Source organism: Pseudomonas sp. MS15a(2019), from assembly GCF_013277805.1.
Lineage (GTDB): Bacteria > Pseudomonadota > Gammaproteobacteria > Pseudomonadales > Pseudomonadaceae > Chryseomonas > Chryseomonas benzopyrenica.
Map to the genome: position 1 here is coordinate 1 of NZ_VBTN01000008.1, position 24083 is coordinate 24083.

Annotated in this window: 24 protein-coding genes; 11 read left to right on the forward strand and 13 right to left on the reverse strand. The window is 65.7% G+C overall.

From position 1 onward, the window contains the following. Positions 1-318: 318 nt before the first annotated feature. Positions 319-1416, reverse strand: a complete 1098-nt coding sequence (locus tag FEZ61_RS11730; RefSeq protein WP_173148746.1) for a hybrid-cluster NAD(P)-dependent oxidoreductase — start codon at positions 1414-1416, stop codon at positions 319-321. A gap of 328 nt (positions 1417-1744) precedes the next feature. Between FEZ61_RS11730 and gbcA the strand changes: the two genes are divergently transcribed. After that, complete coding sequence (gene gbcA, locus FEZ61_RS11735) at positions 1745-3037, forward strand: glycine-betaine demethylase subunit GbcA (protein WP_017641523.1); 1293 nt, start codon at positions 1745-1747, stop codon at positions 3035-3037. 119 nt (positions 3038-3156) lie between these two features. On the opposite strand, the gene FEZ61_RS24685 is transcribed toward gbcA, so the two are convergent. Next, positions 3157-3354 (reverse strand): hypothetical protein, encoded by a 198-nt coding sequence (locus FEZ61_RS24685; RefSeq protein ID WP_346342864.1) that lies wholly within the window; start codon positions 3352-3354, stop codon positions 3157-3159. Between FEZ61_RS24685 and FEZ61_RS11740 the strand changes: the two genes are divergently transcribed. The 4 genes from FEZ61_RS11740 to FEZ61_RS11755 all read left to right on the forward strand — a co-directional run bounded on the left by FEZ61_RS11740 (position 3262) and on the right by FEZ61_RS11755 (position 7738). After that, positions 3262-4836: a methyl-accepting chemotaxis protein gene (locus FEZ61_RS11740; protein WP_231356102.1), complete on the forward strand. Its 1575-nt coding sequence runs from the start codon at positions 3262-3264 to the stop codon at positions 4834-4836. The genes FEZ61_RS24685 and FEZ61_RS11740 overlap by 93 nt on opposite strands. 125 nt (positions 4837-4961) lie before the next feature. Next, complete coding sequence (locus tag FEZ61_RS11745; RefSeq protein WP_064307117.1) at positions 4962-6587, forward strand: methyl-accepting chemotaxis protein; 1626 nt, start codon at positions 4962-4964, stop codon at positions 6585-6587. Between the two features lie 97 nt (positions 6588-6684). Further along, entirely contained in the window at positions 6685-7317 is a 633-nt protein-coding gene (locus FEZ61_RS11750) for an HAD hydrolase-like protein (protein ID WP_173148747.1), read from the forward strand. 10 nt (positions 7318-7327) lie between these two features. Then, complete coding sequence (locus FEZ61_RS11755) at positions 7328-7738, forward strand: DUF2141 domain-containing protein (protein ID WP_064307115.1); 411 nt, start codon at positions 7328-7330, stop codon at positions 7736-7738. Positions 7739-8469: 731 nt separating this feature from the next. Here FEZ61_RS11755 and trpA read toward each other — a convergent pair. Then, complete coding sequence (gene trpA, locus FEZ61_RS11760; protein ID WP_007160173.1) at positions 8470-9276, reverse strand: tryptophan synthase subunit alpha; 807 nt, start codon at positions 9274-9276, stop codon at positions 8470-8472. Further along, positions 9273-10481, reverse strand: coding sequence for a tryptophan synthase subunit beta (trpB, locus tag FEZ61_RS11765; protein ID WP_133860257.1), 1209 nt, complete (start codon positions 10479-10481; stop codon positions 9273-9275). The genes trpA and trpB overlap by 4 nt, the downstream gene beginning before the upstream one ends. 92 nt (positions 10482-10573) lie before the next feature. Between trpB and FEZ61_RS11770 the strand changes: the two genes are divergently transcribed. Next, positions 10574-11470 (forward strand): LysR family transcriptional regulator, encoded by an 897-nt coding sequence (locus FEZ61_RS11770; RefSeq protein WP_160922164.1) that lies wholly within the window; start codon positions 10574-10576, stop codon positions 11468-11470. A 39-nt stretch (positions 11471-11509) separates the two neighbouring features. On the opposite strand, the gene FEZ61_RS11775 is transcribed toward FEZ61_RS11770, so the two are convergent. After that, entirely contained in the window at positions 11510-11833 is a 324-nt protein-coding gene (locus tag FEZ61_RS11775; RefSeq protein ID WP_007160170.1) for a DUF883 family protein, read from the reverse strand. Positions 11834-12051: 218 nt separating this feature from the next. On the opposite strand from FEZ61_RS11775, the gene FEZ61_RS11780 reads away from it, so the two are divergent. Continuing rightward, positions 12052-12267 (forward strand): dodecin, encoded by a 216-nt coding sequence (locus tag FEZ61_RS11780; protein ID WP_017641514.1) that lies wholly within the window; start codon positions 12052-12054, stop codon positions 12265-12267. Positions 12268-12311: 44 nt separating this feature from the next. Continuing rightward, positions 12312-12539, forward strand: coding sequence for a DUF1161 domain-containing protein (locus FEZ61_RS11785; protein WP_017641513.1), 228 nt, complete (start codon positions 12312-12314; stop codon positions 12537-12539). 87 nt (positions 12540-12626) lie between these two features. Here FEZ61_RS11785 and hmpA read toward each other — a convergent pair whose 3' ends face one another. Then, positions 12627-13796: an NO-inducible flavohemoprotein gene (hmpA, locus tag FEZ61_RS11790; RefSeq protein ID WP_173148749.1), complete on the reverse strand. Its 1170-nt coding sequence runs from the start codon at positions 13794-13796 to the stop codon at positions 12627-12629. 131 nt (positions 13797-13927) lie between these two features. Between hmpA and norR the strand changes: the two genes are divergently transcribed. After that, complete coding sequence (gene norR / locus FEZ61_RS11795; protein WP_173148751.1) at positions 13928-15466, forward strand: nitric oxide reductase transcriptional regulator NorR; 1539 nt, start codon at positions 13928-13930, stop codon at positions 15464-15466. Between the two features lie 18 nt (positions 15467-15484). On the opposite strand, the gene FEZ61_RS11800 is transcribed toward norR, so the two are convergent. Both FEZ61_RS11800 and betC read right to left on the reverse strand, forming a co-directional pair. Beyond that, complete coding sequence (locus FEZ61_RS11800) at positions 15485-16402, reverse strand: choline ABC transporter substrate-binding protein (RefSeq protein ID WP_064307110.1); 918 nt, start codon at positions 16400-16402, stop codon at positions 15485-15487. A gap of 13 nt (positions 16403-16415) precedes the next feature. Beyond that, the gene (gene betC, locus FEZ61_RS11805) at positions 16416-17930 is read right to left on the reverse strand and encodes a choline-sulfatase (protein ID WP_173148912.1); all 1515 of its coding nucleotides are present in this window, start codon (positions 17928-17930) and stop codon (positions 16416-16418) included. A gap of 118 nt (positions 17931-18048) precedes the next feature. Between betC and FEZ61_RS11810 the strand changes: the two genes are divergently transcribed. Next, the gene (locus tag FEZ61_RS11810) at positions 18049-19035 is read left to right on the forward strand and encodes a LysR substrate-binding domain-containing protein (protein ID WP_173148752.1); all 987 of its coding nucleotides are present in this window, start codon (positions 18049-18051) and stop codon (positions 19033-19035) included. 7 nt (positions 19036-19042) lie between these two features. Here the strand turns inward: FEZ61_RS11810 and FEZ61_RS11815 are convergent, their stop codons facing one another. The 3 genes from FEZ61_RS11815 to FEZ61_RS24400 form a co-directional block, all read right to left on the reverse strand. Further along, positions 19043-19432, reverse strand: coding sequence for a VOC family protein (locus FEZ61_RS11815; RefSeq protein WP_173148754.1), 390 nt, complete (start codon positions 19430-19432; stop codon positions 19043-19045). After that, positions 19432-20598: a lactonase family protein gene (locus FEZ61_RS11820; protein ID WP_093252904.1), complete on the reverse strand. Its 1167-nt coding sequence runs from the start codon at positions 20596-20598 to the stop codon at positions 19432-19434. Before FEZ61_RS11820 ends, FEZ61_RS11815 begins: the two co-directional genes overlap by 1 nt. 262 nt (positions 20599-20860) lie before the next feature. Next, a complete protein-coding gene (locus FEZ61_RS24400; protein WP_068384377.1) occupies positions 20861-21319 on the reverse strand; it encodes an anti-virulence regulator CigR family protein in 459 nt (152 codons plus the stop codon). Positions 21320-21511: 192 nt separating this feature from the next. Here FEZ61_RS24400 and FEZ61_RS11830 point away from each other — a divergent pair, with 192 nt between their 5' ends. Continuing rightward, entirely contained in the window at positions 21512-21670 is a 159-nt protein-coding gene (locus FEZ61_RS11830; protein ID WP_160329276.1) for a hypothetical protein, read from the forward strand. A gap of 13 nt (positions 21671-21683) precedes the next feature. On the opposite strand, the gene FEZ61_RS11835 is transcribed toward FEZ61_RS11830, so the two are convergent. Beyond that, complete coding sequence (locus tag FEZ61_RS11835) at positions 21684-21956, reverse strand: YheV family putative zinc ribbon protein (protein ID WP_017641503.1); 273 nt, start codon at positions 21954-21956, stop codon at positions 21684-21686. Then, a complete protein-coding gene (prlC, locus tag FEZ61_RS11840) occupies positions 21953-24049 on the reverse strand; it encodes an oligopeptidase A (protein WP_173148755.1) in 2097 nt (698 codons plus the stop codon). The genes FEZ61_RS11835 and prlC overlap by 4 nt, the downstream gene beginning before the upstream one ends. Between the last annotated feature and the right edge of the window lie 34 nt (positions 24050-24083).

Below are 24083 nucleotides of genomic sequence, written 5' to 3' on the forward strand. Positions count from 1 at the left end.
TACAAGGTTGGGCTGAGACAGCTCCACCGTCGCAGCCCAACAGGGCGGGCTAGACCTGGGCAGCGTTGGGCTTCGCTGCGCTCAGCGCCAACCTACTGAAGTTCGTGATGTAGGTTGGGCTGAGACAGCTCCAGCGTCGCAGCCCAACAGGGCGGGCTCGATTTGGGCAGCGTTGGGCTTCGCTGCGCTCAGCGCCAACCTACTAGAGTTTCGTGTCGTAGGTTGGGCTGAGACAGCTCCACCGTCGCAGCCCAACAGGGCGGGCTCGATCTGGGCAGCGTTGGGCTTCGCTCAGGTTCAGCCCAACCGCCCTTCTCCTCAGAACTCGATCTGCACATCCCCCTGCGGAATACTGCAGCAGGACAGAATGTAGCCTTCGGCCTCGTCTTCCTCGGTGATGCCGCCGTTGTGGTCCATGACCACCTCGCCGCTTTTCTTGAGCACCTTGCAGGTGCCGCAGATGCCCATACCGCAGGCCTTGGGAATGTGCAGGCCGAGCTTGGCCGCGGCGCCGTGGATGGTCTCGCCGGGGCCGATGCTGACGCTCTTGTCGCTCTCGGTGAAGGAGATCAGGCACTGGGCTTCCAGGGGAATCGGCGGCAGGTCGGCGGCGGCTTCGGCCTGTTCGGCGGCCTCGACCTTGGCTTCCGGCGGCGTCGCGCCAAAGGATTCCTCGTGGTAGTGGGTCATGTCGAAGTCCAGCTCGCGGAGCATGGCCTTGACGGCGTTCATGTAGGGCGTGGGGCCGCAGCAGAAGATCTCGCGTTCACGGAAGTCCGGCGCCATCAGCTCCAGCATGCGGCGATCGAAGTAGCCGCGGAAACCGGCCCAGGACTCACCGTGCTCGGTGCGCTCGCACACCAGGTTCAGGGCGAAGTTGTCGATCCGCGCGGCCATGTGCTCCAGCTCACCCTGGTAGATGATGTCGCGCGGGGTGCGGGCGCTGTGCACGAAGACCATGTCGACGCTGGCGTTGGTGTCGTAGAACCAGCGCGCCATGGACATCACCGGGGTGATGCCCACGCCGCCGGAGAGGTAGAGCACCTTGTCGGCCGGATAATCGATGGCGTTGAACAGGCCGACCGGGCCATGCACGGCCAGGTTTTCACCGACCTTGAGGTTGTCGTGCAGCCAGTTGGATACCAGGCCGCCCGGCACGCGCTTGACGGTGATGGAGAAGCTGTAGGGCACCGAAGGCGAGCTGGAGATGGTGTAGGAGCGCATCACCTGCCGGCCATCGATCTCCAGTTCCAGGGTCACGAACTGGCCCGGCTTGAAGAAATACATCAGCGGAATTTCGGCCGTGAAGCAGAAGGTGCGCACGTCCCAGGTTTCCTGGATGACCTTGACGCAGCGCACGGGGTGGCGGCCATTGGTCCAGGTCTGGGTGGTTACGGGGTTGAGGAAGGTATTCATGACGCACCTCGACTGCCACTGGGGCTATTGGCGGCGATTCTGGGAGGGCCCCACGACCGCCACTTTCCCAATCGCGACATCCACATGCCGATGGCGACCGGCCCAGCAGTGGCAAGGGCTGGGGCGTCGTGAACAGCGTCGGCCATGTCGCCCATGAGCAAGGCCCCCTCCCGGCTCCGGCCCCACACTCCGCCCCAAGCCGAACCTGAACAGCGCGCGACGGGCGAAGCACGGGGTCATTCGGCGGCCCTGTCCTGTCGGCCAATAGCCTTGCAATACCGTGACCAACCACTTTCGCCACCCGCCGCGGTGGCCACGAGGATGTACGATGGACGTCAGCACCTTGAGTTTGGGCGACCCTCTCGATCCGGCCCGCAAGGCCACGGCCGAGATGCTGCGCACCCGCGAGCGCACCTATTCCCTGCCCCAGCCGTTCTACAACGACGAGCGCCTGTTCCAGATCGACATGCAGGAGATCTTCGGCAAGGAATGGCTGATCGCCGGCATGACCTGCGAGATCCCCACCAAGGGCAACTTCATCACCCTGCAGCTGGGTGACAATCCCATCCTGGTGGTCCGCGGTGCCGAGGGCAAGGTCCACGCCTTCCACAACGTCTGCCGTCACCGCGGTTCGCGCCTCTGCGTGAGCGACAAGGGCAAGGTCGCCAAGCTGGTCTGCCCCTACCACCAGTGGACCTACGAGCTGGACGGCCGTCTGCTGTTCGCCGGCACCGAGATGGGCGCCGACTTCAACATGGCCGACTTCAACCTCAAGCCGATCCACGTCAAGACCGCCGGCGGCTACATCTTCATCTCCCTGGCCGACGAACCGCCGGCCATCGACGACTTCCTGCGTACGCTCGAGCACTACATGGAGCCGTACGACATGGAGAACGCCAAGGTCGCGGTACGCACCGACCTGGTCGAGCAGGCCAACTGGAAGCTGGTGCTGGAAAACAACCGCGAGTGCTATCACTGCAGCGGCTCCCACCCCGAGTTGCTGAACACCCTGCTGGAATGGGACGACGTCACCGATCCGCGTGCCTCCCAGGCATTCAAGGACCAGGTCGCCGCCTGCACCACGCGCTGGGACGCCGACAACATCCCCTACGCCCATGCCAGCTTCGGCTTGCGCAACCGCATCGTGCGCATGCCACTGCTCGCCGGCACCGTGTCCATGACCCTGGACGGCAAGCCCGGCTGCCAGAAACTCATGGGTCGCATCAAGGACCCGGACCTGGGCTCCATGCGCATCCTGCACCTGCCGCACTCCTGGAACCACTGCATGGGCGATCACATGATCGTCTTCACCGTCTGGCCGCTGGGTCCGACCGAGACCGTGGTGACCACCAAGTGGCTGGTGCACAAGGACGCCGTGGAAGGCGTCGACTACGATCCGGTCAACCTGCGCAAGGTCTGGGATGCCACCAATGACCAGGATCGTCGCCTGGCCGAGGAAAACCAGCGTGGTATCAACTCCAAGGCTTACCAGCCGGGTCCCTACTCAAAGACTTACGAATTCGGCGTGATCAACTTCATCGACTGGTACAGCGAGCGGCTGCTCAACAACCTCGGCGAAGAGGCGCCAGCCGCGCATCTACGACAGGTCGGCGGTGACTGAGGAACGCGAATTCCAAGCCGCCCATGGAGCTGCAAGGGCTCCATGGGCATGCCAATAAACTGTCTTTATGTTAATGCGGTTTTTTGACGCACCCCTTTTAGCGTCTTTAATTTAAAACATCACATAAAGTTGTGAGCCTGTTCACGTTTTGAATCGTCTTTCACGGGCTCATCATGACTCTTCGCTCGCTGTCCATCGCTACTCGCAATCTGCTGTGTTTTGGCATTCTCGCGACACTCGTTGCTGCCCTCGGCTTGTTCGGTTGGTTTCAGTTGGCGCAAATCCGCCAGTTGGGTCATCAGGTAGAACAGCGCCATATCCCCACGCTCGTCGCCGCCAATGACTTGGGGATGCTGCTGGCACGAACCCGCATCGAAACCCTGCGTCTGCTGGCCATGCCCGATGCCGAAACCCTGACCAACACCCGCAAGAAGCTGGACGACCTGAGTACCGAGGTCCAGGCCGCCTTCGGGCGCTATCAGCAAGGCGCGCTGTCGCCACAGAGCCGACAGGCGCTGGACGATCTGCGCCAGGTGCACCGGGAATACATGCAGGGCGTACGGCAGCTGGCCGACCTGGCCGGTGCCGGCCAGATGGCCGAGGCGCGCCAGGTGGTCCAGCAGAACATGGCGCAACTGGGTCTCCGGATGAACGCCAGCATCGAGACGCTACGCAACGTGGTCCAGCAGGATATCCATACGGCCAGTAACGAGGCCGATACCGCCTATGCGCGCTCCACCACCGTGACCTGGCTGATGATCCTGCTGGCGCTGGCCCTCACCGCCCTGCTCGCCTGGCGGCTGACCCGCAGCATCGCGGGGCCCATCGCCCAGGCCGTTGCGGCGGCGCGTACCATCGCCACCGGCGACCTGACCCAGCCGCTGGACGCTCGCGGGCGCGACGAGGCGGCCCAGCTGCTGCAGGCCATGCAGCAGATGCAGGGCCAGTTGCGCGAGACCCTCGCGCACATCGGCGATTCGGCCACCCAGTTGGCTTCGGCCGCCGAGGAGATGACCGCGGTGACTCAGGAAAGCGCCCACGGCCTGCGCCAGCAGAACAACGAGATCGAAATGGCCGCCACGGCGGTCACCGAGATGAGCCAGGCGGTCGAAGAGGTCGCCGGCAATGCCGGCTCGACCTCCACCGCGTCGCGCCAGGCTGCCCAGACCGCGGCCCAGGGCCAGCGCCAGCTGGGCGAGACCCTCGGCGCCATCGAAGCCCTCACCGAGCAGGTCCTCGGCGCCAGCGCCCAGGCCCGTGAGCTGGAAAGCCAGACCCGCGACATCAGCCAGGTGCTGGACGTGATCCGCGCGGTGGCCGAGCAGACCAATCTGCTGGCGCTCAACGCCGCCATCGAGGCCGCCCGGGCCGGTGAGGCAGGCCGCGGCTTTGCCGTGGTGGCCGACGAGGTACGGGCCCTGGCCAAGCGTACCGGGGACTCGACCAGCGAGATCGAGAAGATGATCGGCAATATCCAGCAGGGCACTGGCCAGACCGTCGATGCGCTGCTGAGCAGTGCCGATCAGGCACGACTGACCCGGGAACAGGCCCAGGCGGCCAATGCCGGCCTCGCTGCCATCGCGGATGCGGTATCCGGCATCGACGAACGCAACCTGCTGATCGCCAGCGCCGCCGAGCAGCAGGCCCAGGTGGCCCGCGAGGTGGATCGCAATCTGGTACGCATCCGCGATCTGTCGGTGCAGACCGCCGCCGGTGCCGAGCAGACCCGGGGCGCCAGCCAGCAACTGGCGGATCTGGCAGCGACCTTGAGTGGTCAGGTACGCCGCTTCCAGTTCTGAGCGAGTGTCAGCACCTAGGCTAGAAGCCGTCGGGTCGTCAACAGTCAGCTTTAAGACGAATGACCATAAAGTCGCGGCGCCTCTAGCCGTTAAAGGAGACCTCACTCTTCACCGGGGCTGCCGCCGTGACCTTTCGTTCCTTCTCCCTCGCCATTCGCAGTGTGTTGTGTTTCGGCCTGCTGGCCATCCTCGTCGCCAGTCTGGGCCTGTTCGGCCTGCTGCAACTGTCGCAGATCCGGGCCCAGGGCCAGGTGATCGAGACCAACAATGTGCCCAGCATCGTCGAAGCCGACAACCTTGCCCTGCAACTGGCCCGCACCCGGGTCGAGGTGCTGCGCCTGCTGGCCATCCCGGACGCCGCTACCGTCGCCAACACGCGCAAGAAGATCGACAGCATCAATGCCGACATCGGCGCCGCTTTCGGTCGCTATGACAAGCTCGTCAGCAGCGACCGCGAGCGCCAGGCCTTCGAGGCCCTGCGCCAGATCCATGGCGACTATGTCCGCTACACCGCGCAACTCGCCGACCTCATCGGGGCCGGCAAGGTCGACGAGGCCCGCAGCCTGATCCAGACCAGCATGGCCCAGCTCGGCGTGCAGATGAACGAGCGCACCGAAGCCCTGCGCAAGATCAACCAGGAAGACATCAAGGCCGCCTCCCAGCACTCCGGCGACACCTATGCCCAGGCCACCTCCATCACCTGGATGGTCATCGCCCTGGCCCTGGGTCTGACCGTGCTGCTGGCCTGGCGCCTGACCCTGAGCATGACCCGGCCCATCGCCGAGGCCGTGGCCGCCGCCCGGACCATCGCCAGCGGCGATCTGACCCAGACCCTGGATACCCGCGGTCACGACGAAGCCGCCCAGCTGCTGCAAGCCATGCAGCAGATGCAGACCAATCTGCGCGACACTCTGGGGCACCTGGGCCATTCCGCTACCCAGCTGGCCTCCGCCGCCGAGGAAATGACCGCGGTCATGCAGGAGAGCGCCAACGGCCTGCAACAGCAGAACAGCGAGATTGAGATGGCGGCCACCGCGGTCACCGAGATGAGCCAGGCGGTGGACGAAGTGGCCGGCAATGCCACCTCCACCTCGTCCGAATCGCGCCAGGCCGCCGATACCGCGCGCCAGGGCCAGCGGCAGCTGGGCGATACCCTGGGCGCAATCGAGGTGCTCACCGAAAACGTGCTGGGTGCCAGCGAACAGGCCCGCCAGCTGGCTGAACAGACCCGCAACATCAGCCAGGTGCTGGACGTGATCCGCTCGGTCGCCGAACAGACCAACCTGCTGGCGCTCAACGCCGCCATCGAAGCCGCGCGTGCCGGTGATGCCGGTCGCGGCTTCGCCGTGGTCGCCGACGAGGTGCGCGCCCTGGCCCATCGCACCGGTGAATCCACCCGCGAGATCGAAGGCATGATCGGCAGCATCCAGCAGGGTACCGGGCAGACCGTCGATGCCTTGCTGACCAGCGCCGACCAGGCGCGCCAGACCCGCGAGCAGGCGCAGTCGGCCAACGCCGCCCTGGCCGCCATCGCCCAGTCGGTGTCGGGCATCGACGAGCGCAACCTGGTGATCGCCAGCGCCGCCGAAGAGCAGGCCCAGGTGGCCCGCGAGGTGGATCGCAATCTGGTACGCATCCGCGATCTGTCGGTGCAGACCGCCGCCGGTGCCGAGCAGACCCGCGCCGCCAGCCAGCAACTCTCCGAACTGGCGGTGGAGCTCAACGGCCAGATCCGCCGCTTCCGCGTGTGACCTGTCCGGCAGGGACACCCCTGCCGGACCCCGTCGCGGTGGCAAAACCGGGAGGCGACCGCTACGCTGGCGCCTTCGCCCACCGCGCCTCTCTCGCATGAGCTATCGCTACGTCATCTTCGACTTCGACGGCACCCTGGCGGACAGCCTGCCCTTTCTGCTGAGCTGCCTGGGCGAGCTGGCGCGAACCCATGGCTTTCGGCAGCCGGCTGCCGACGAGTGGCCCCGGCTGCGCGCCGCCTCCCTGACCGGCCTGCTCGACAGCCTGGGCATCCCGCTGTGGCAGGTACCGCGCATCGCCCGCCACTATCGCCGCCTGCTGGTCCAGCGCGGCGACCAGGTGGCGCCCTTCGCCGAGATTCCCGCCACCCTCGACCGCTTGCAGGCCAGCGGCCTGCAGCTGGGCCTGGCGACCTCCAATTCCGCCGCGGCCGTCCACCAGGTACTGCCCCAGGCCGGACGTCTGTTCCCCGCTGGCGAATTCGACATCCTCCTGCTGGGCAAGGCCCGACGCCTGACCCGCCTGCTGAGCCGCCAGGGTGTCGCGCCGGCCGATGCGCTCTATGTGGGCGACGAGCTACGCGACCTCCAGGCCGCGCGCCGCGCCGGTCTGGGCTGCGCGGCCGTGGCCTGGGGCTATGGCTGCCCAGCGACGCTGCGTGCGCAGCAGCCCGATCTTTTCTTCGAACACCCGGTCGAGCTGTTGCGGCTGCGGCCCTCCCCCTGCTGAAGGAATGTCCATGAAGTCTCTGTTGCTGGTCGCTGGTCTTTGTCTGAGTGGTGTGCTGCACGCCGCCGAGCTGCAGGTGCGGGTGGAGACGGTCGATGCCTCGGGGGGCCAGTTGCTGCTGGCGGTATTCGATAGCGAAGAGGCCTGGAAGGCGCACAAGACGCCGGTGGCCCAGGCACATCTCGCTGCACAGGCAGGTGCCCAGGAACAGCGCTTCGACCTGCCGCCCGGACGCTACGCCGTGTCGGTCATCCACGACAGCAACAGCAACAGCCAGCTGGATACCAATTTCATCGGCATGCCCACCGAACAATACGGCTACAGCAACAATCCGCCGCTGCGCATGCGCATGGCCACCTTCGAGGAATGTGCCTTCACCCTGCCAGCCGCAGGTCTGCGCCAACAGGTGACGCTGCGCTAGGACGCAGGCTTAGTGCACAGGCTTCCAAACAGAAAATCAACAGAGTTATCCACATGACTCTTAGCGTCGATCGCTGAACCCCGAGCTGAACAGGCGTGGATAACTCCTTGGGCTGGCAAAAGAAATCCCTTGACTCGGGCATATCCCGAAAAACTGGTCGTTATTTGATCGATCCTCTGGAGGCCGCGCCAGCTCTGGTCTCTGACACTGGACGAACAACCTATCCACAGCCCTATGCAACGCTATTGTGGGTTGTGGAAAACGCCTGAAACAGTATTGATCATTTTTTGTACGATCCTCTACAAGCCTTGCCAGCCCTGGCGTACAGATCAGGTCCCACATCTTTTCCACAGGCACGCACACAGCAGATGTGGGCAAACTAGCCAGGAGAAACGTCTTCTGGCGTCACGCATAGCCAGAGCGGAATTGGTTATTTATTGAGCAATTTTCCTTGGACAGTTGCCCCAACGGTTGCTGACAACTTGCCCAGGGCTTATCCACAGCCTTTACCTGTCAAGCAATGACGGCACGACAGGCAATCGTCCGCAGCCTGACCGGTTTGATCTGGCCGTCGCCAATTCGATCAACAAGGTCAGTATCCCCGCAGCCCCTCTGGTACGCGGCTTTGCGCCGGTAGCGAACAGACTGCCCACAACCTTATGCACAGTTTGCAAAGCATTCAGGCATAAAAAAGACCGCTTTAGGCGGTCTTTTCAAGCACTGGCAAGTGCTCAGCGCGCGGTGCGTACGCTGTCCGACAGCTGCTTGCAGAGGCCGAGCACGCCATCGATGGCAGCGCCCGAGGATTCGGCCTTGGCGATCTGGTCGACGAATGCCGAACCCACCACCACGCCATCGGCGATCCGGGCGATCACGCGGGCCTGCTCCGGGGTACGGATGCCGAAGCCGACGGCTAGCGGCAGGTCGGTGAAACGACGCAGGCGCGCCACGGCGGCCTCGACGTGCTCGGTGGTGGCCGAGCCGGCACCGGTCACGCCCGCGACGGATACGTAATAGACGAAGCCGGAGCTGGTGTTGAGTACGCGCGGCAGGCGGGCGTCATCGGTGGTCGGGGTGGTCAGACGGATGAAGTCGATACCGGCGGCCTGGGCCGGCAGCGCCAGCTCGGCGTCGTGCTCGGGCGGCAGGTCGACCACGATCAAGCCATCCACGCCCGCTTCGGCGGCTTCCGCCAGGAAGCGCTCCACGCCATAGCGATGGATGGGGTTGTAGTAGCCCATAAGCACCAGTGGCGTCTCCCCTTCCCCACGGCGGAAGTCGCGCACCATCTCCAGGGTCTTGGCCAGATTCTGGCCCGCCTGCAGGGCCCGCAGGGCAGCGGCCTGGATGGCCGGGCCGTCAGCCATGGGATCGGTGAAGGGCATGCCCAGCTCGATGACGTCGGCACCGGCCGCCGGCAGGCCCTTGAGGATGGCCAGGGCAGTGTCGTAGTCCGGATCGCCGGCGGTGGTGTAGGTGACCAGGGCGGCGCGGCCCTCGGCCTTCAGCGCAGCGAAGCGGGTTTCCAGGCGGCTCATAGCTTGTCTCCCAGGTGACTCATCACGGTCTGCATGTCCTTGTCGCCGCGGCCCGAGAGGCAGATCACCATCAGGTGGTCCTTGGGCAGGTGTGGCGCGCGCTTGTAGGCCTCGGCCAGGGCGTGAGCCGTTTCCAGCGCCGGGATGATGCCTTCCAGGCGGCAGGTCTGGTGGAAGGCCTTGAGCGCCTCGTCGTCGTTGATCGGTACGTATTCCACGCGCTTCACGTCGTGCAGGTGGGCGTGCTCCGGGCCGATGCCGGGATAGTCCAGGCCAGCGGAAATGGAATGGGCGTCGATGATCTGGCCATCATCGTCCTGCAGCAGGAAGGTACGGTTACCGTGCAGCACCCCGGGCACCCCGCCGTTGAGGCTGGAGGCATGCTTGTCGGTGTCGACGCCGTGGCCGCCGGCCTCGACGCCGATGATGGCGACGTCCTGGTCATCGAGAAATTCGTGGAACAGGCCCATGGCATTGGAGCCGCCGCCGACGCAGGCGATCAGGCTGTCGGGCAGGCGTCCTTCCTTCTCCAGGATCTGCGCGCGGGTCTCGCGACCGATCACCGCCTGGAAATCGCGGACCATGGCCGGATAGGGGTGCGGACCGGCCACGGTGCCGATCAGGTAGAAGGTGTCGGCGACATTGGTCACCCAGTCGCGCAGCGCCTCGTTCATGGCGTCCTTGAGGGTGCCGGTACCGGACGTGACCGGAATCACCTCGGCGCCCAGCAGCTTCATGCGGAAGACGTTGGCCTGCTGGCGGTCGATGTCGGTGCTGCCCATGTAGATGACGCAGGGCAGGCCAAAGCGTGCGGCGACGGTAGCGGTGGCCACGCCGTGCATGCCGGCACCGGTCTCGGCGATGATGCGGGTCTTGCCCATGCGCTTGGCCAGCAGGATCTGGCCAATGCAGTTGTTGATCTTGTGCGCGCCGGTGTGATTCAGCTCTTCGCGCTTGAGATAGATCTTGGCGCCGCCGAAGTGCTCGGTCAGGCGCTCGGCGAAGTACAGCGGATTGGGCCGACCGACGTAGTCGCGCTGGAAGTAGGCCAGCTGCTCGAGAAACGCCGGATCCTCCATGGCGGTCTCGTATTCGCGCTGCAGATCGAGGATCAGCGGCATCAGGGTTTCGGCGACATAGCGGCCACCGAACTGGCCGAACATGCCTTGAGCGTCGGGGCCCTGGCGATAAGCGAACTGGGTCATGGGATTCTCCTGCGAAGATGGATCTACCTTACCTGCTTGAGTGCCGGTGATAAATCGATAAGATCGCCATGACCCGTCAGGAAATCTCACAGATGAGCGATGCCCGCGACCTGCCTCCCCTGAATGCCCTACGTGCCTTCGAAGCCACCGCTCGTCTGGGCGGTATGAGTCGCGCCGGAGACGAACTGCATGTGACCCATGGCGCCGTGAGTCGCCAGATCCGTGCCCTGGAGGAACAGCTCGGGGTGGCGCTGTTTCGCCGTGAAGGTCGGGGGCTGGCGCTGACCGAGGCCGGGCTGCGCCTGCGCGAGGTGAGCGGTGAGGTTTTCGAACGGTTACGCGAGGTGTGCGCTGAACTCAAGGCTGGCAGTCGCCAAGGACCCTTCGTGCTGGGCTGCCCGGGCAGCCTGGTGGCCCGCTGGTTCATTCCGCGACTGGATCGCCTCAATCGCGATCTGCCGGAGTTGCGCCTGCACCTTTCGACCCGTACCGACGATACCCCGCTGGCCGCTGCCGGTCTGGACGCCAGCCTGTTGTTCACCGAGACGGCGCCGCCCCAGGACGTGATGCCCTATCACCTGGCGCCCGAGCGGATCGGGCCGGTGCTGAGTCCCTACTGTCCGGCCTATCTGCGGCTCAGGGACGGTGATCTGCAGGCCTTGCTGGCGGAGCGACTGCTGCACACCCTGTCGCGGCCCCAGGCCTGGCCACAGTGGTTCGCCACCCAGGGCCTGGCGGCACCGGTGCTGGAGTACGGGCAGGGCTTCGAGCACCTCTATTACCTGCTGGAGGCGGCGCTTTCGGGATTGGGGGTGGCGATCGCCCCGGAACCACTGGTGGCGGCAGATCTGAAGGCGGGCAGGCTGGTCGCACCTTGGGGCTTCGCGACGACCGGTGCGGAGTTGGCGCTATGGGCGCCGGGTCGGTTGGCGGATGAGCGGGTGGAGCGGTTGGCGGCTTGGCTCAGACAGGAGCTGGCCGAGCGCTAGCGCCCGAGGCATCCCGTGGGATGCCTCGAACTGCCACGATCAGTGGTCGCCGCGCAGCAGCGCCCAGCCGACCAGAACGGTCACGCCAGCGGCGATGCCGACGGTGGCCCAGGGATGTTCGCGCGCCACGCCACTGGCGGCACGGCCGTACTGACGGGTCAGGCGACGCACGTCGTCATAGACTTCTTCCAGCGAATCGCCCGAATGATGCAGGGCTTCGCGAGCGGTGCTCTTGAAGGAGTTCAGGCTGCTGCGGGATTCGCGCGCCGCGTTCTTCTTCAGCGATGCCAGCGAGTCGAGCAGGCTGTTGATTTCGTTCTCGATGCTGGCGATGGACGCCTGGTAGTCGGTGTTACGGGCCATGACAACCTCCTGAGATGGACGGATTCAGGAAATGTGACTACCGAGCCGTTGGAAAGTGCTGCATAGCCGTATCCGAGAGCCTGGGCAGTGAACTTATCGGGACCTTTCGCAGCCTCAAATGGCAGAGGCACCCTTCCCGGCGAGTCGACCGCGACACCGGTCAACGCGTTGCCGGCTATCCGCTGCAGCGCCCGTCATTGCTGACCCAGGAGATTTTCATGTCCGATCATCACACCTACAAGAAGCTGGAAATCGTTGGCTCTTCCACCACCAGCGTCGAGGACGCCATCAATAATGCCCTCGCCGAGACTTCCAAGTCGGTGAAGAACCTGGAATGGTTCGAAGTGGGTGAAATCCGCGGTCATATCCAGGACGCCAAGGTGGCGCACTATCAGGTCACCTTGAAGATCGGCTTCCGTATCGAAGCCAGCTGAGCAGCTATTCAAGACCTCCCTCCCCTCGCAAAAGGACAGGCAAGATGCGTAGAGTCGTGATTACCCTCGGTTTGTTGGCCCTGAGCAGCGGAGCTTTCGCCGCTGGCACCTCGTGCGACACGGTCAAGGCCGATATCGATGCCAAGCTGCAGGCCAAGCAGGTAGCGCACTACAGTCTTGAGGTGGTGGACAAGGGCAGCGCCAGCGCCTCCGCCAAGGTGGTGGGCAACTGCGAAGGCGGTAGCAAGGAAATCGTCTACCAGCGTCGCTAGGTCTCCGGCTGCCGGGTGCTGCCCCAGGTAGCGCCGGCCGCTGCCGATGCAACGCCCGCAACCGAGAGGTGGCGGGCGTTGTTGCATCTAAAGGTCCGTAGCAGGTCCGAAGAACTCGTGACGGATCTGCTGCTCCGGCACCCCCAGCTCCAGCAGATCCCGTCGCACCTGGGCCATGAAGGGCTGCGGGCCGAGAAGGTAGGCGTCCAGATCGCGATCCTTGGGCAACCAGCGCTGCAGGCGCGTCCGGTCCAATCGCGAGGCATAGGCCTCTTCCGCCACCGGCTCGCTGTAGCAGAAGTACAGCTGCAATTGCGGATGATGGGCGGCCTGCTCTTCCAGCCAGTGCCCGAAGGCCTGCACCCCGACATGGCGGGTGCAGTGGATCAGCTGGATCGGCCGGCCGCTGGGCAGGGCCGCCGATACCATGGGCAACAGCGGCGTGATGCCGACGCCGCCAGCGATCAGCAGCAGCGGTTTGGTCGATTCCTGCAGGACGAATTCGCCGGCTGGCGCGAAGACCTGCAACACGCCGCCTTCATGGGCATCGGTGTGCAAGTAACGCGAAACCACCCCACCTGGCTGATGCTTGACGCTGATGCGATAGCCCTGGCCATCGCTGGCCGCCGAGATCGAATAGTTGCGCCGGTATTCGACCCCGTCCAGGGTCAGGCTCAGACCCAGGTACTGGCCGGGCTGGGCGATGCTGGTGGGCAGGCCGTCCACCGGCTCCAGGTAGAAGGAGCTGATCTCTTCGCTTTCCGGTTCGATCCGGGCGATGCGGAACGGCCGCCCGCCACGCCAGCCACCGGGCGCCTCGGCCTGGGCCGCATAGCGCTGTTCCTCGGCACCGATCAGCAGGTTGGCCAGCTGACCATAGGCGGCAGCCCAGGCATCGATCACCGCATCGGTGGCGACCTCGGCTCCCAGCACCTCGCGAATGCTCTGCAGCAGGGCGATACCCACCAGCGGATAGTGATCCGGCTGGACCTGCAGGGAGACGTGCTTGTTGACGATCTGCTCCACCAGCGGCCCCAGGGTATCCAGGCGATCGATGTAGCGGGCGTACATCAGCACCGCCCGGGCCAGCGCCCGGGCCTGGGCGCCACTAGCCTGGTGGGCGCCATTGAACAGCGGGCGGATCTCGGGATTGTCGCCCAGCAACTTGGTGTAGAAATGCCGGGTGAGGGCCTCACCCCCGGTTTCCAGCAGGGGGACGGTAGCCGTGATGATGGCTTTTTGGTCGGATGACAGCATGGCAAGGATCTCCAAACAGGACTGCCCTGTCCCTATCACGAGTCGTGCCAGCCTAAAACTTGCCCTGGATCAGGCTTTTAGCCAGTGCGCAGGTCATAATGACCAGGTCCCTATGACTCGCCGAGGTCAAATTGACCCGCCCCACTCTGCTCGATGTGATGGTACCGCTGGTGGCGGATCTGGCCCGCGACCTGCCCGATCAACAACGCTACGCCAGTCTGCTCGATGCCCTGCGCCAGGTCCTGCCCTTCGATGCGGTGGCCCTGCTGCGCCTGGATGGCGAGGTGCTGGTGCCCCTGGCGGTGCGCGGGCTGGCAGCCGACACCCTGGGACGCCGCTTCAAGGTCGGTGAGCACCCGCGCCTGGCCCTGCTGCTGGCGAGTCGCGCGCCCACTCGCTTCGCCCTCGATTGCGACCTGCCCGATCCCTACGATGGCCTGGTGGAAGGCGTGCAGGGGCACCTGGAGGTCCATGACTGCCTGGGCTGTCCGCTCTATGTGCAGGACCAGCTCTGGGGCCTGCTGACCCTGGATTCGCTGCAGGCGCAGAATGCCCGACCCGAGGATCTCACCACCCTCGCCGCCTTCGCCGGCCTGGCCGCCGCCACCGTGGCCGCCGCCGAGCGCATCGGTCAGCTCTCCGCCCGCATCGTCAGCGAGCACGAATTGACCGTGGCCTATCAGCAATCGGTGGGGCACCAGCGGCCTCGCGAACTCATCGGCCAGAGTCCGGCCAGCCTGCGGCTGCGCCAGGAGATCGACACCGTGGCGGCCAGCGATCTGACGGTGCTGATCACCGGTGAGACCGGAGTCGGCAAGGAACTGGTGGCCGAAGCCGTGCATGCCCGCTCCCTGCGCCAGCAGCGGCCGCTGATCAGTCTCAACTGCGCGGCGCTGCCCGAGGCGCTGGTGGAAAGCGAACTCTTCGGCCATGTGCGCGGCGCCTTTTCCGGTGCCGTCAGCGAACGCCGCGGGCGCTTCGAACTGGCCGATGGCGGCACCCTGTTTCTCGACGAGGTCGGCGAATTGCCGCTGACGGTGCAGGCCAAGCTCCTGCGGGTGCTGCAGAGCGGCCAACTGCAGCGGCTGGGCTCGGATCGCGATCTCAAGGTGGACGTGCGCATCATCGCCGCCACCAACCGCGACCTGGCCGACTGCGTGCGCGCCGGACGCTTTCGCGCCGATCTATACCACCGCCTGAGCGTCTATCCGCTGGCGGTACCGGCCCTGCGCGAGCGTGGCCGGGATGTCCTGCTGCTGGCCGGTTTCTACCTGGAGCAGAATCGCGCCCGCCTGGGCCTGCGCGGCCTCCGGCTGACACCCGCGGCGCAGCGCACCCTGCTGGCCTACGCCTGGCCGGGCAACGTGCGCGAACTGTCGCACCTCATCAGCCGGGCGGCGCTCAAGGCCCATGCCGGCAGCGAGGAACGCGGCGGCATCCTGACCCTGGACAGCGATCAGCTCGGCCTGCCACTGGGCAGCACGGCCCTGCCCGACGAGGATCCCGCCCCGCCCGCCGCCTCCCTGCGCGAAGCCACGGAGGCCTTCCAGCGGCAGACCATCACCCTGGCCCTGGAACAGCATGGGCAGAACTGGACCCTGGCCGCCGCCGCCCTGGGGCTGGACCGCGCCAACCTCGCCCGCCTGGCGCGGCGGCTCGGGCTCAAGTAGCGCTTGGAGAATTAGCGGTCAGAGCGCTTTCTGTACCGCCGGCAGACCGGGCTGGCCGTCGCGGGTGGTGACGCCCTGCAGCCAGGGCTCCAGCACCTGGGGATGGGCCTTGAGCCAGGCCTTGGCGGCGGCATCGTAGCTGCCGCCCTTGTCCCGTGCGGCGCTCATGACGGCGTTTTCCATGTCCAGGGTGAATTTCATGTTGGTCAGCAACCGGGCCGGATTGGGGCACTGCTCGGCGTAGCCGTTGCGTGTCAGGGTGTTCACCGTACCGGCGGTACCAAAGTACTTGTCACCCCCGGTCAGGTACTTGATCGGGTAGTCGACGTTCATGGGGTGCGGCGTCCAGCCGAGAAAGACCACCCACTTGTCACGCTTCACCGCGCGCCCTACCTGGGACAGCATGGCCTGCTCGCTGGATTCCACCAGCTGCCAGCCGCCCAGGCCGAATTCGTTGTCCTGGATGATCTTCTGCAGCGACTGGTTGGCCGGCGCGCCGGCCCCGATGCCGTAGATCTTCTTGCCGAACTGGTCGGCATGCTTGGCCAGATCGTCGAAGCTCTTCACCCCGCCCTCCCAGACATAGGTGGGTACGGCCAGGGTGAATTCGGTTCCGACCAGGTTCTGCGCCAGCTCGGTGACCTGGCCGGTCTTCACGAACTGGTCATAGTGCGCCTGCTGCGCCGGCATCCAGTTGCCGAGGAAGGCGTCCACCTGCCCGTTGCGCATGCCACCGTAGATGATCGGCACCGCCAGGGTCTCGACCTTGCTGGTGTAGCCCAGCGCGCCCAGGACCGCGCCGGTGAGGGCGTTGGTGGCGGCGATGTCGCTCCAGCCCGGATCGGCCAGGCGAACCGTTCCACAGGCCTGATCCTCGGCCTGGGCCGACAGGCTGACCAGGGCCAGCGTGAACGTAGCGATGATTCCGTGTTTCATGGCCGTGCTCCGGTTAGCGGTTCAGGGTTGAGGGTTGAGGGTAGCGGGCGCGCCGCTCCAGGTCGTCGAGATCGATGTGATTGCGCATGTATTGCTGGCTGGCATCGACGAAAGGCTGATGATCCCAGCTGGTCCGCTCGCCCTGCTCCAGGGCCGCCGCGACGAAGCGCCGCCGCCGCTGGCTGGCCAGTACCTCGCCATGCAGGCGCGGCAGGTCCCAGCGCTGGCGGACCTCGGCCTGGAAGCTGGCGAGCAGCTCGGCATAGTCGGGGCTGGCGGCCAGGTTTTCGCGTTCCAGCGGATCGTTCCGCAGATCGAACAGCAGCGGCGGATCCAGTTCGCAATGGATGTACTTGTAAGCGCCGCGACGGATCATCAGCAGCGGGCTGACGGTGCCCTCGGCCAGGTATTCGCCGATGACCTCGTCGTGCCCTGCCCGGCCTTCCAGGTGCGGCAATAGCGAACGACCATCCAGCGGCAACTCCGCCGGCAGCCTGCCGCCGGCCAGCTCGACGAAGGTCGGCAGCAGGTCCATGGTCGACACCGAGGCCTGCACCCGCGCCGGGGCGAAGCGGCCGGGCGCATGGATCAGCAGCGGTACCCGGGCGGCCATCTCGAACCAGTGCATCTTGTACCAGAGTCCGCGCTCCCCGAGCATGTCGCCATGGTCGCCGGAAAAGACGATCACGGTATCGTCGGCCAGACCGCATTCTTCCAGGGTCTTGAGCAGGTGGCCGACCTGGGCGTCGACGTAGCTGCAGGCACCGTAGTAGGCCTGGCGGGCGTCACGGATCTTGGCCTCGGGCAGCGGCTTGTCCCAGAGGTCGATCACCTTGAGCAGGCGCTGGCTGTGGGGGTCCTGCTCGGCCTGGGGAATGGTGCCTTCCGGCAGGGGGATGTCGACGTCGTCGTACAGGTCCCAGAATTCGCGGGGAATGGTGTAGGGGTCGTGGGGGTGGGTCAGGGACACGGTCAGGCAGAACGGCTGGTCGTCCCCGCGGCGCACGTGATCGTAGAGATACTGGCGTGCCTTGAAGACCACCTCTTCGTCGAAATCCAGCTGGTTGGTGCGCACGCAGGGCCCGGCCTGCAGCACCGAGGACATGTTGTGGTACCAGCTCGGGCGCACGTCCGCCGCGTCCCAGTTCACCGCCCAGCCATAGTCAGCTGGATAGATGTCGCTGGTCAGGCGCTCTTCGTAGCCGTGCAGCTGATCCGGTCCGCAGAAGTGCATCTTGCCCGACAGCGCGGTGCGATAGCCGAGGCGGCGCAGGTGGTGGGCATAGGTGGGGATGTCAGCAGCGAAGTCGGCGGCGTTGTCGTAGGCGCCGATCTTCGACGGCAGCTGGCCGCTCACCAGGGTGAAGCGCGAGGGCGCGCACAGCGGGCTGTTGCAGTAGGCGGAGTCGAACACCACGGCGCGCTCGGCCAGGCGTTGCAGATTCGGCAGCTTGATCGGCGAGGCGGCGTCGTACAGCGGCAGGATGGGCGCCGCCATCTGGTCGGCCATGAGAAAGAGGATGTTCATCGGCTTGGACAAGAGGGCCTCCGCTTCGAATCAGGGTTGCTTATGGATAACCCATCATCCGACGCCAGGAAAATCACGTGAAGGGCATGGAAGATGATGTTTCGGATAAGCTGGGCTTATGTCTGACCCTCACAGGATTTTCACCTTGGACGCCACGACGCCTGCCGACCGCCCTGCCCTGGCACTGGACAGCCTGCGCACCTTCGAAGTGGTGGCGCGCCGCCTGAGCTTTACCGCGGCGGCCAGCGAACTGGGCACCACCCAGCCGGCCATCAGCCAGCAGATCAAGCGCCTGGAAGCCCAGTTGCAGGTGCGGCTGTTCGATCGGGTCCATCGCGGCATCCTGCTCACCGAAGCCGGACGGCTGCTGCAGGAATACGTCGAGGCCGGCCTCGCCACCCTGGACGAAGGGGTACGCCTGGTCACCGCCCGGCCTGCCCATGAAGTCCTGCAGGTGGCCACCGACTTCGCCTTCGCCGCCTATTGGCTGCTGCCGCGCCTGCCGCGCTTTCATGCCCGCCATCCGGAGCTGGACGTCAGCCTGGTCACCAGCGATAGAGTGCCCCTGCCCGGCCCGGAGATCGACATCACCCTGGGCTTCGGCGACGGCCGCTTCAAGCATGGCGAGGCCTGGCCGCTGTTTCGCGAAGAGGTCTTTCCGGTGTGCAGTCCGCGGCTGCTCCAGGGCCGGCAACCGCCGCTGCCCGCCACGGGGCTGGGGCGCTGGCCGCTGCTGCACCTCAAGGCGGCGCCCAACAGTCGCTGGTACGACTGGAAGACCCTGTTGCCGGCGCTGGACCTGGCGCCCCTGCCCGCGGCACCGTCCGGCGCGGTGCTGAGCTTCGACAACTACACCCTGGTGATCCAGGCCGCCATTGCCGGCCAGGGTCTGGCGATCGGCTGGCGCCACCTGGTGGACGACCTGCTGCAGCAGGAGCTGCTCTGTCGCCCCTTCGCCGGACTGGCCACCTCGCGCTACGGCTATTACGCCATCCTGCCCGAGCGCAAGCGGCGCCAGCGGCTGGTGCAGCGCTTTCTCGACTGGCTGCTCGAAGAGCTGGAAATGCCGCGCGAGTCCCTGGCCGGCGCACGGCTGGCGACCTGAGCTGAACTCAGCGCTCGTAGACTTCCAGCGGCAGATCGTCCGGGTCGGCGAAGAAGGTGAATCTCTTGCCGGTCAACTCGTCGGTGCGGATCGGCTCGGTGACCACGCCATGGCCGTGCAGGTGGGCGACGGTGGCGTCCAGGTCGGCCACGGCGAAAGCCAGGTGGCGCAGGCCCTGGGCCTCCGGGCGCGACGGCCTGGGCGGGGCATCGGGAAAGGAGAACAGCTCCAGCTGGGCATGCGTGCCTACCGCCAGATCCAGCTTCCAGGAGCGCCGGGCCTCGCGATAGGTCTCGGCGATCACCGACAGCCCGAGGATCTCGGTGTAGAAGTGCCGGGAGCGTTCATAGTCGGCGCAGATCAGCGCCACGTGGTGCAGACGGTCGAAGTGGGTCATCAGGGTACCGCGACGAATTTGAGGTCCGCCGGGGCGCCCACATCCAGGCTCTGCAGTTCATCGCCGAGCGTGCCGCTGTCGGGATCCCGAGCGAAAACCTTGAGCTGGTTGGATTTTTGGTTGGCCACCAGCAGGTACCGCCCGGACGGGTCGATGGCGAACTCCCGTGGCGACAGGCCATTGACCGGATGGCGCTGGACAAAGGTCAGGGTGCCGTCGGGATTGACCGCGAACACCGCCAGCTGGTTGTCCGTGCCGCGACTGGCGACATAGAGGAAGCGCCCGTCGCCGGACAGGTGCAGGGCCCCGGCATCCCGCTCGCCCATGAATTCCTGGGGCGTCAGGCTGTAGCTCTGCAACTGCCGCAGCATGCCGTCCTGATGGGCGAAGGCCATGACCTGGCCGGCCAGCTCCAGGGTCAGGTAGGCATAGCGGCCATCGGCGCTGAACACCAGATGGCGTGGACCGCTGCCTTCCGGCACCGGGACGAAGGGCGTCTCGGCGGCCACCAGCGGCCGCTCCGGCTGCTGCGGCAGATAGCGATAGACGAACACCTTGTCGGCGCCCAGATCCGGGGCGAAGACGAAGCGGCCATCCGGGGTGGTCACCGCCGCGTGCACATGGCTGGATTGCTGGCGTGGGTGCTGTTCGCTGGGCTGATGGAATTCGATCTGGGCCACCGGGCTGAGCACGCCGCCGTCCTGGATCGGCAGCACCGCCAGGGAGCCTTCCGGCAGACTGGAGTAGTTGGCCACGAACAGGAACTTGCCATCGGTGCTGAGGCTGGAGTGAGTCGGCTCGTCGCCCAGGCTCTTGACCTGGCTGATCTGCTGCAGACGGCCATTGCCCGGTTCGAAGCGATAGGAGGTGACCCGGCCGATGCTGTCGCTACTCGAACCGCGGCCGTTCTCGTTGACGGCGAACAGGGTCCGGCCATCGCGGGACAGGGTCAGGAACGACGGATTGGAGGCCTTGACGATCCGTAGCGGGCCATCGATCTGGCCATTACGACTGTTGAAGCGGTAGACATACAGTCCCTGGCTGCTGCCCGCGGTGTAACTGCCCACCAGCAGATTGAACAGACCGGGTTCGGCGCGGGCTGGGGCGTTATGCCCCACGAGCAGGGCGAACAGGGCCAGCGGCAGCAGACGGGGCAGAGCTCTCATGGGAAATCCTTGGCGAGCGATGGGCGTTGAGACCGATACGAAGCGGCCCGGTTTCCCTACCGTCTGAAGGCGGAGGGCGGCCGCGCGCGGCGGTTATTCTACTGAAATCCGGGCTGGCACTGTGCCAGAGGTCTTTCTCCATTTATCGCCTGCGATGGCGCGCCGGCCAGTTCCGCCGGGCCGGCAGGCCCAAGGAGTCTGTGCCAGAGCCTGCGGTGAGCTCGGCACTACTCCTTGGCTACCGCTAAAAGAATCGTCCCGGTCAGTCCAGTACGCCTTGCAGGATGGCGTAGACGATCCCGGTGCCCACGGCGACCAGTACCATGTCGGCTCCCAGACGCCGCCATTCGTAGCCCGGGTAGTCCGGCAACTGGCGGGCGATACCCGGCGGCAGCGGCCGGCCATAACCAGGTGGGAGAGGGCGTCCGCGCTCCAGACGCAGCCCCGGCGGCAGGTCGCCCCCGCGACCGATCTGGCCGCGCAGCGCCTGGATACGCTCCCGCGCCGGTCCCAGATCCGGCGGGCCGCCGGCACCCGGTCCGGCACCCGGGCGACCCTGGCCACGCGACTCGGGACCCGGTCCCTTGCCATGCGGACCGCCCTGGTCCTGCCAGCCCGGGCCATGCGGCCCCTTGGGTCCTCCCGGTCCATGTTCCGGCGGCGCGGCCAGGGCCAGGTTGCCTATCAGACAGAGGACTGCAGCAGAAAGGACGGTACGCATGGGATTTCCTCGTCAGGGACGATGGCGTCGGCTATCCACTTGGAGTCTGATTGCAGGAAAAGACTCCCAAGTCATTCCAGGACTCTTCAGCCTGTGGATAAATCGGGGATAAAATCGGTATAACTTCAGGAGAAAACCCTGACGCCAATCAGAGACTCAATAAAATCCCTTTATTATCAATAGATTAAAAAGATGATCGGCTGGCTATCGAATCCGCTTTTTGTGGATAAAGCCTGGGACCCCCCTGCGCTGACGCTCGTTTTCGCCTGCACTCAAGCCGTGCGCGGATCGATTTTCCCCAGCCTGGAAACGGAAAAGCCGCGCCTGGATGACCGGGCGCGGCTTTTCTGAAGGTCGCCTTTCGCTATTCCGGCTTTTTCAGCTTGGGATTGGGAAAGAACTGCACGGCCTGCACCTTGGGATCAGGCTTCTTGGGTTTCAGCGCACTGATATTGACCCGCGTCGGCAATTCCTTGGGGACCGAATTGCCACGCTCGTCCAGGGTGTCGCTGTAGCCGCAGGAGAGGCACTCGCGGTGGGGCGTACCGTCCTGGGTCCACATCTTCAGGGTGTCCTGCGCCTGGCACGCCGGGCAGACCGCCCCGGCGATGAACCTCTTGCGGATCGGCTCGCTCACGCCGCCTCCTCGCTCAGCCCGGAATGGCGGAGCAGGGCGTCGATGCTGGGCTCGCGACCGCGGAAGTCGACGAACAGCACCATGGGCGCCTGGGAGCCGCCGCGGGCCAGGATGGCCTCGCGGAAGGCGCGCCCGGTCTCGGGGTTGAAGACGCCTTCTTCCTCGAACTTGGCGAAGGCATCGGCGGACAGCACCTCGGCCCACTTGTAGCTGTAGTAGCCCGCCGCATAACCGCCGGCGAAGATGTGGGCAAAGCTGTTGGGGAAGCGGTTGTAGGCCGGCGGCCGTACGACGGAGATCTCGTCGCGGATGCCTTCCAGCACCTCGCGCACGCTGCGACCGTCGCCATGGGTAGCGTGCAATTCGAAGTCGAACAGCGAGAATTCCAGCTGGCGCAGCATCATCAGGCCGGACTGGAAGTTCTTGGCCGCCAGCATCTTGTCCAGCAGTTCCTGGGGCAGCGGCTCGCCGGTCTCGTAGTGACCGGAGATCAGCGCCAGGCCCTCGGGCTCCCAGCACCAGTTCTCCATGAACTGGCTGGGCAGCTCCACCGCGTCCCAGGCCACGCCGTTGATGCCGGAGACGCTGGCGTGCTCGACGCGGGTCAGCAGGTGGTGCAGGCCATGGCCGAATTCGTGGAAGAGGGTGGTCACCTCGTCATGGGTCAGCAGCGCCGGCTTGCCGGGGCTGGCCGGGGTGAAGTTGCAGACCAGGTAGGCCACCGGATCGATCAGCCGGCCCTGGGCATCACGGCGCTTGTCGCGGGCACCGTCCATCCAGGCGCCACCACGCTTGTTGGCGCGAGCATAGAGATCGAAGTAGAAGCGGCCGATGGCGGTGCCGTTCTCCTTGATCTCGAACAGGCGCACGTCGGGATGCCACTTCTCGAAGTCGCGCAGCTCGGCGATCTCGATGCCATAGAGCTTCTGCACCGTGGCGAACAGGCCGGAGAGCACCTTGTCCACCGGGAACCAGGCGCGGACCTCTTCCTGGGACAGCGCGTAGCGCTGCTGGCGCAGCTTCTCGGCAAAGTAGCCGGTGTCCCAGCTCTGCAGATCCTGCACGCCCTGTTCGGCGGCGAAGGCGCGCAATTCTTCCAGGTCGCGCTGGGCGAAGGGCTTGGAGCGCACCGCCAAGTCGCGCAGGAAACCCAGCACCTGATCACTGCTCTCGGCCATCTTGGTGGCCAGCGACAGCTCGGCGTAGTTGGCGTAGCCCAGCAGACGCGCCAGTTCCTGGCGCAGGTCGAGCAGTTCTTCCATCACCGGGCCGTTGTCGAACTGACCGGCGTTGGGGCCCTGCTCGGAGGCGCGAGTGGCATAGGCGGCATAGACTTCCTCGCGCAGGGCACGGTCGTCGGCGTAGGTCATCACCGCGTAGTAGCTGGGGAATTCCAGGGTCACCAGCCAGCCGTCCAGCTCCTTGGCCTGGGCGGCGGCCTGCAGCTGGGCCTTGGCCGATTCAGGCAGGCCGGCAAGGGCGGCTTCATCGGTGAGGTGCTTGGTCCAGGCCTGCGTCGCGTCGAGCAACTGGTTGGAAAACTTGCTGCCCAGCTCGGACTTGCGCGCCTGGATGGCGGCATAGCGCTGCTGCTCGGCCGGCGGCAGGTCGATGCCGGACAGGCGGAAGTCACGCAGGGCGTGTTCCAGGGTGGTCTTCTGGCCGGCGTCGAAGCCCTTGGCTTCTTCGCTTTCAGCCAGGCGGCTGTAGGCCTGGAAGAGATCCTTGTTCTGGCCGATCTCGGTGGAGTAGGCCGACAGCTTGGGCAGACAGGCCTCGTAGGCGGCGCGCAGCTCGGCGCTGTTGCACACGGCGTTGAGGTGGCCGATGGGGCTCCAGGCCTGACCCAGCCGATCGTTCAGCTCGTCCATCGCCAGCACCAGGCCGGCCCAGGTGGGGTGTTCCTTCTGGGTGTCCAACAACTTGGCCAGGGCGGCACGGTTCTCGGCCAGGACGGTGTCGATGGCCGGCTCGACGTGCTCGGGCTTGATGGCGGAAAAGGGCGGCAGGTCGTAGGACTGAAGCAGCGGATTGCTGGCGCTCACGGCGTTCCCCTCGGGGCGATGGCTTTGACAGTTATATATGGAGCCCATCCTAATAGGTCTCAAGACCCTTCCGACGAGAAAA

What these genes read in the sequence shown, in the direction of transcription:
- FEZ61_RS11730 (WP_173148746.1), bottom strand. Translation starts at nt 1,416, where the DNA reads ATGAATACCTTCCTCAACCCCGTAACCACCCAGACCTGGACCAATGGC.
- gbcA (WP_017641523.1), top strand. Translation starts at nt 1,745, where the DNA reads ATGGACGTCAGCACCTTGAGTTTGGGCGACCCTCTCGATCCGGCCCGC.
- FEZ61_RS24685 (WP_346342864.1), bottom strand. Translation starts at nt 3,354, where the DNA reads ATGGCGCTGTTCTACCTGATGACCCAACTGGCGGATTTGCGCCAACTG.
- FEZ61_RS11750 (WP_173148747.1), top strand. Translation starts at nt 6,685, where the DNA reads ATGAGCTATCGCTACGTCATCTTCGACTTCGACGGCACCCTGGCGGAC.
- FEZ61_RS11755 (WP_064307115.1), top strand. Translation starts at nt 7,328, where the DNA reads ATGAAGTCTCTGTTGCTGGTCGCTGGTCTTTGTCTGAGTGGTGTGCTG.
- trpA (WP_007160173.1), bottom strand. Translation starts at nt 9,276, where the DNA reads ATGAGCCGCCTGGAAACCCGCTTCGCTGCGCTGAAGGCCGAGGGCCGC.
- trpB (WP_133860257.1), bottom strand. Translation starts at nt 10,481, where the DNA reads ATGACCCAGTTCGCTTATCGCCAGGGCCCCGACGCTCAAGGCATGTTC.
- FEZ61_RS11770 (WP_160922164.1), top strand. Translation starts at nt 10,574, where the DNA reads ATGAGCGATGCCCGCGACCTGCCTCCCCTGAATGCCCTACGTGCCTTC.
- FEZ61_RS11775 (WP_007160170.1), bottom strand. Translation starts at nt 11,833, where the DNA reads ATGGCCCGTAACACCGACTACCAGGCGTCCATCGCCAGCATCGAGAAC.
- FEZ61_RS11780 (WP_017641514.1), top strand. Translation starts at nt 12,052, where the DNA reads ATGTCCGATCATCACACCTACAAGAAGCTGGAAATCGTTGGCTCTTCC.
- FEZ61_RS11785 (WP_017641513.1), top strand. Translation starts at nt 12,312, where the DNA reads ATGCGTAGAGTCGTGATTACCCTCGGTTTGTTGGCCCTGAGCAGCGGA.
- hmpA (WP_173148749.1), bottom strand. Translation starts at nt 13,796, where the DNA reads ATGCTGTCATCCGACCAAAAAGCCATCATCACGGCTACCGTCCCCCTG.
- FEZ61_RS11800 (WP_064307110.1), bottom strand. Translation starts at nt 16,402, where the DNA reads ATGAAACACGGAATCATCGCTACGTTCACGCTGGCCCTGGTCAGCCTG.
- betC (WP_173148912.1), bottom strand. Translation starts at nt 17,930, where the DNA reads ATGAACATCCTCTTTCTCATGGCCGACCAGATGGCGGCGCCCATCCTG.
- FEZ61_RS11810 (WP_173148752.1), top strand. Translation starts at nt 18,049, where the DNA reads ATGTCTGACCCTCACAGGATTTTCACCTTGGACGCCACGACGCCTGCC.
- FEZ61_RS11815 (WP_173148754.1), bottom strand. Translation starts at nt 19,432, where the DNA reads ATGACCCACTTCGACCGTCTGCACCACGTGGCGCTGATCTGCGCCGAC.
- FEZ61_RS11820 (WP_093252904.1), bottom strand. Translation starts at nt 20,598, where the DNA reads ATGAGAGCTCTGCCCCGTCTGCTGCCGCTGGCCCTGTTCGCCCTGCTC.
- FEZ61_RS24400 (WP_068384377.1), bottom strand. Translation starts at nt 21,319, where the DNA reads ATGCGTACCGTCCTTTCTGCTGCAGTCCTCTGTCTGATAGGCAACCTG.
- FEZ61_RS11830 (WP_160329276.1), top strand. Translation starts at nt 21,512, where the DNA reads ATGATCGGCTGGCTATCGAATCCGCTTTTTGTGGATAAAGCCTGGGAC.
- prlC (WP_173148755.1), bottom strand. Translation starts at nt 24,049, where the DNA reads ATGGGCTCCATATATAACTGTCAAAGCCATCGCCCCGAGGGGAACGCC.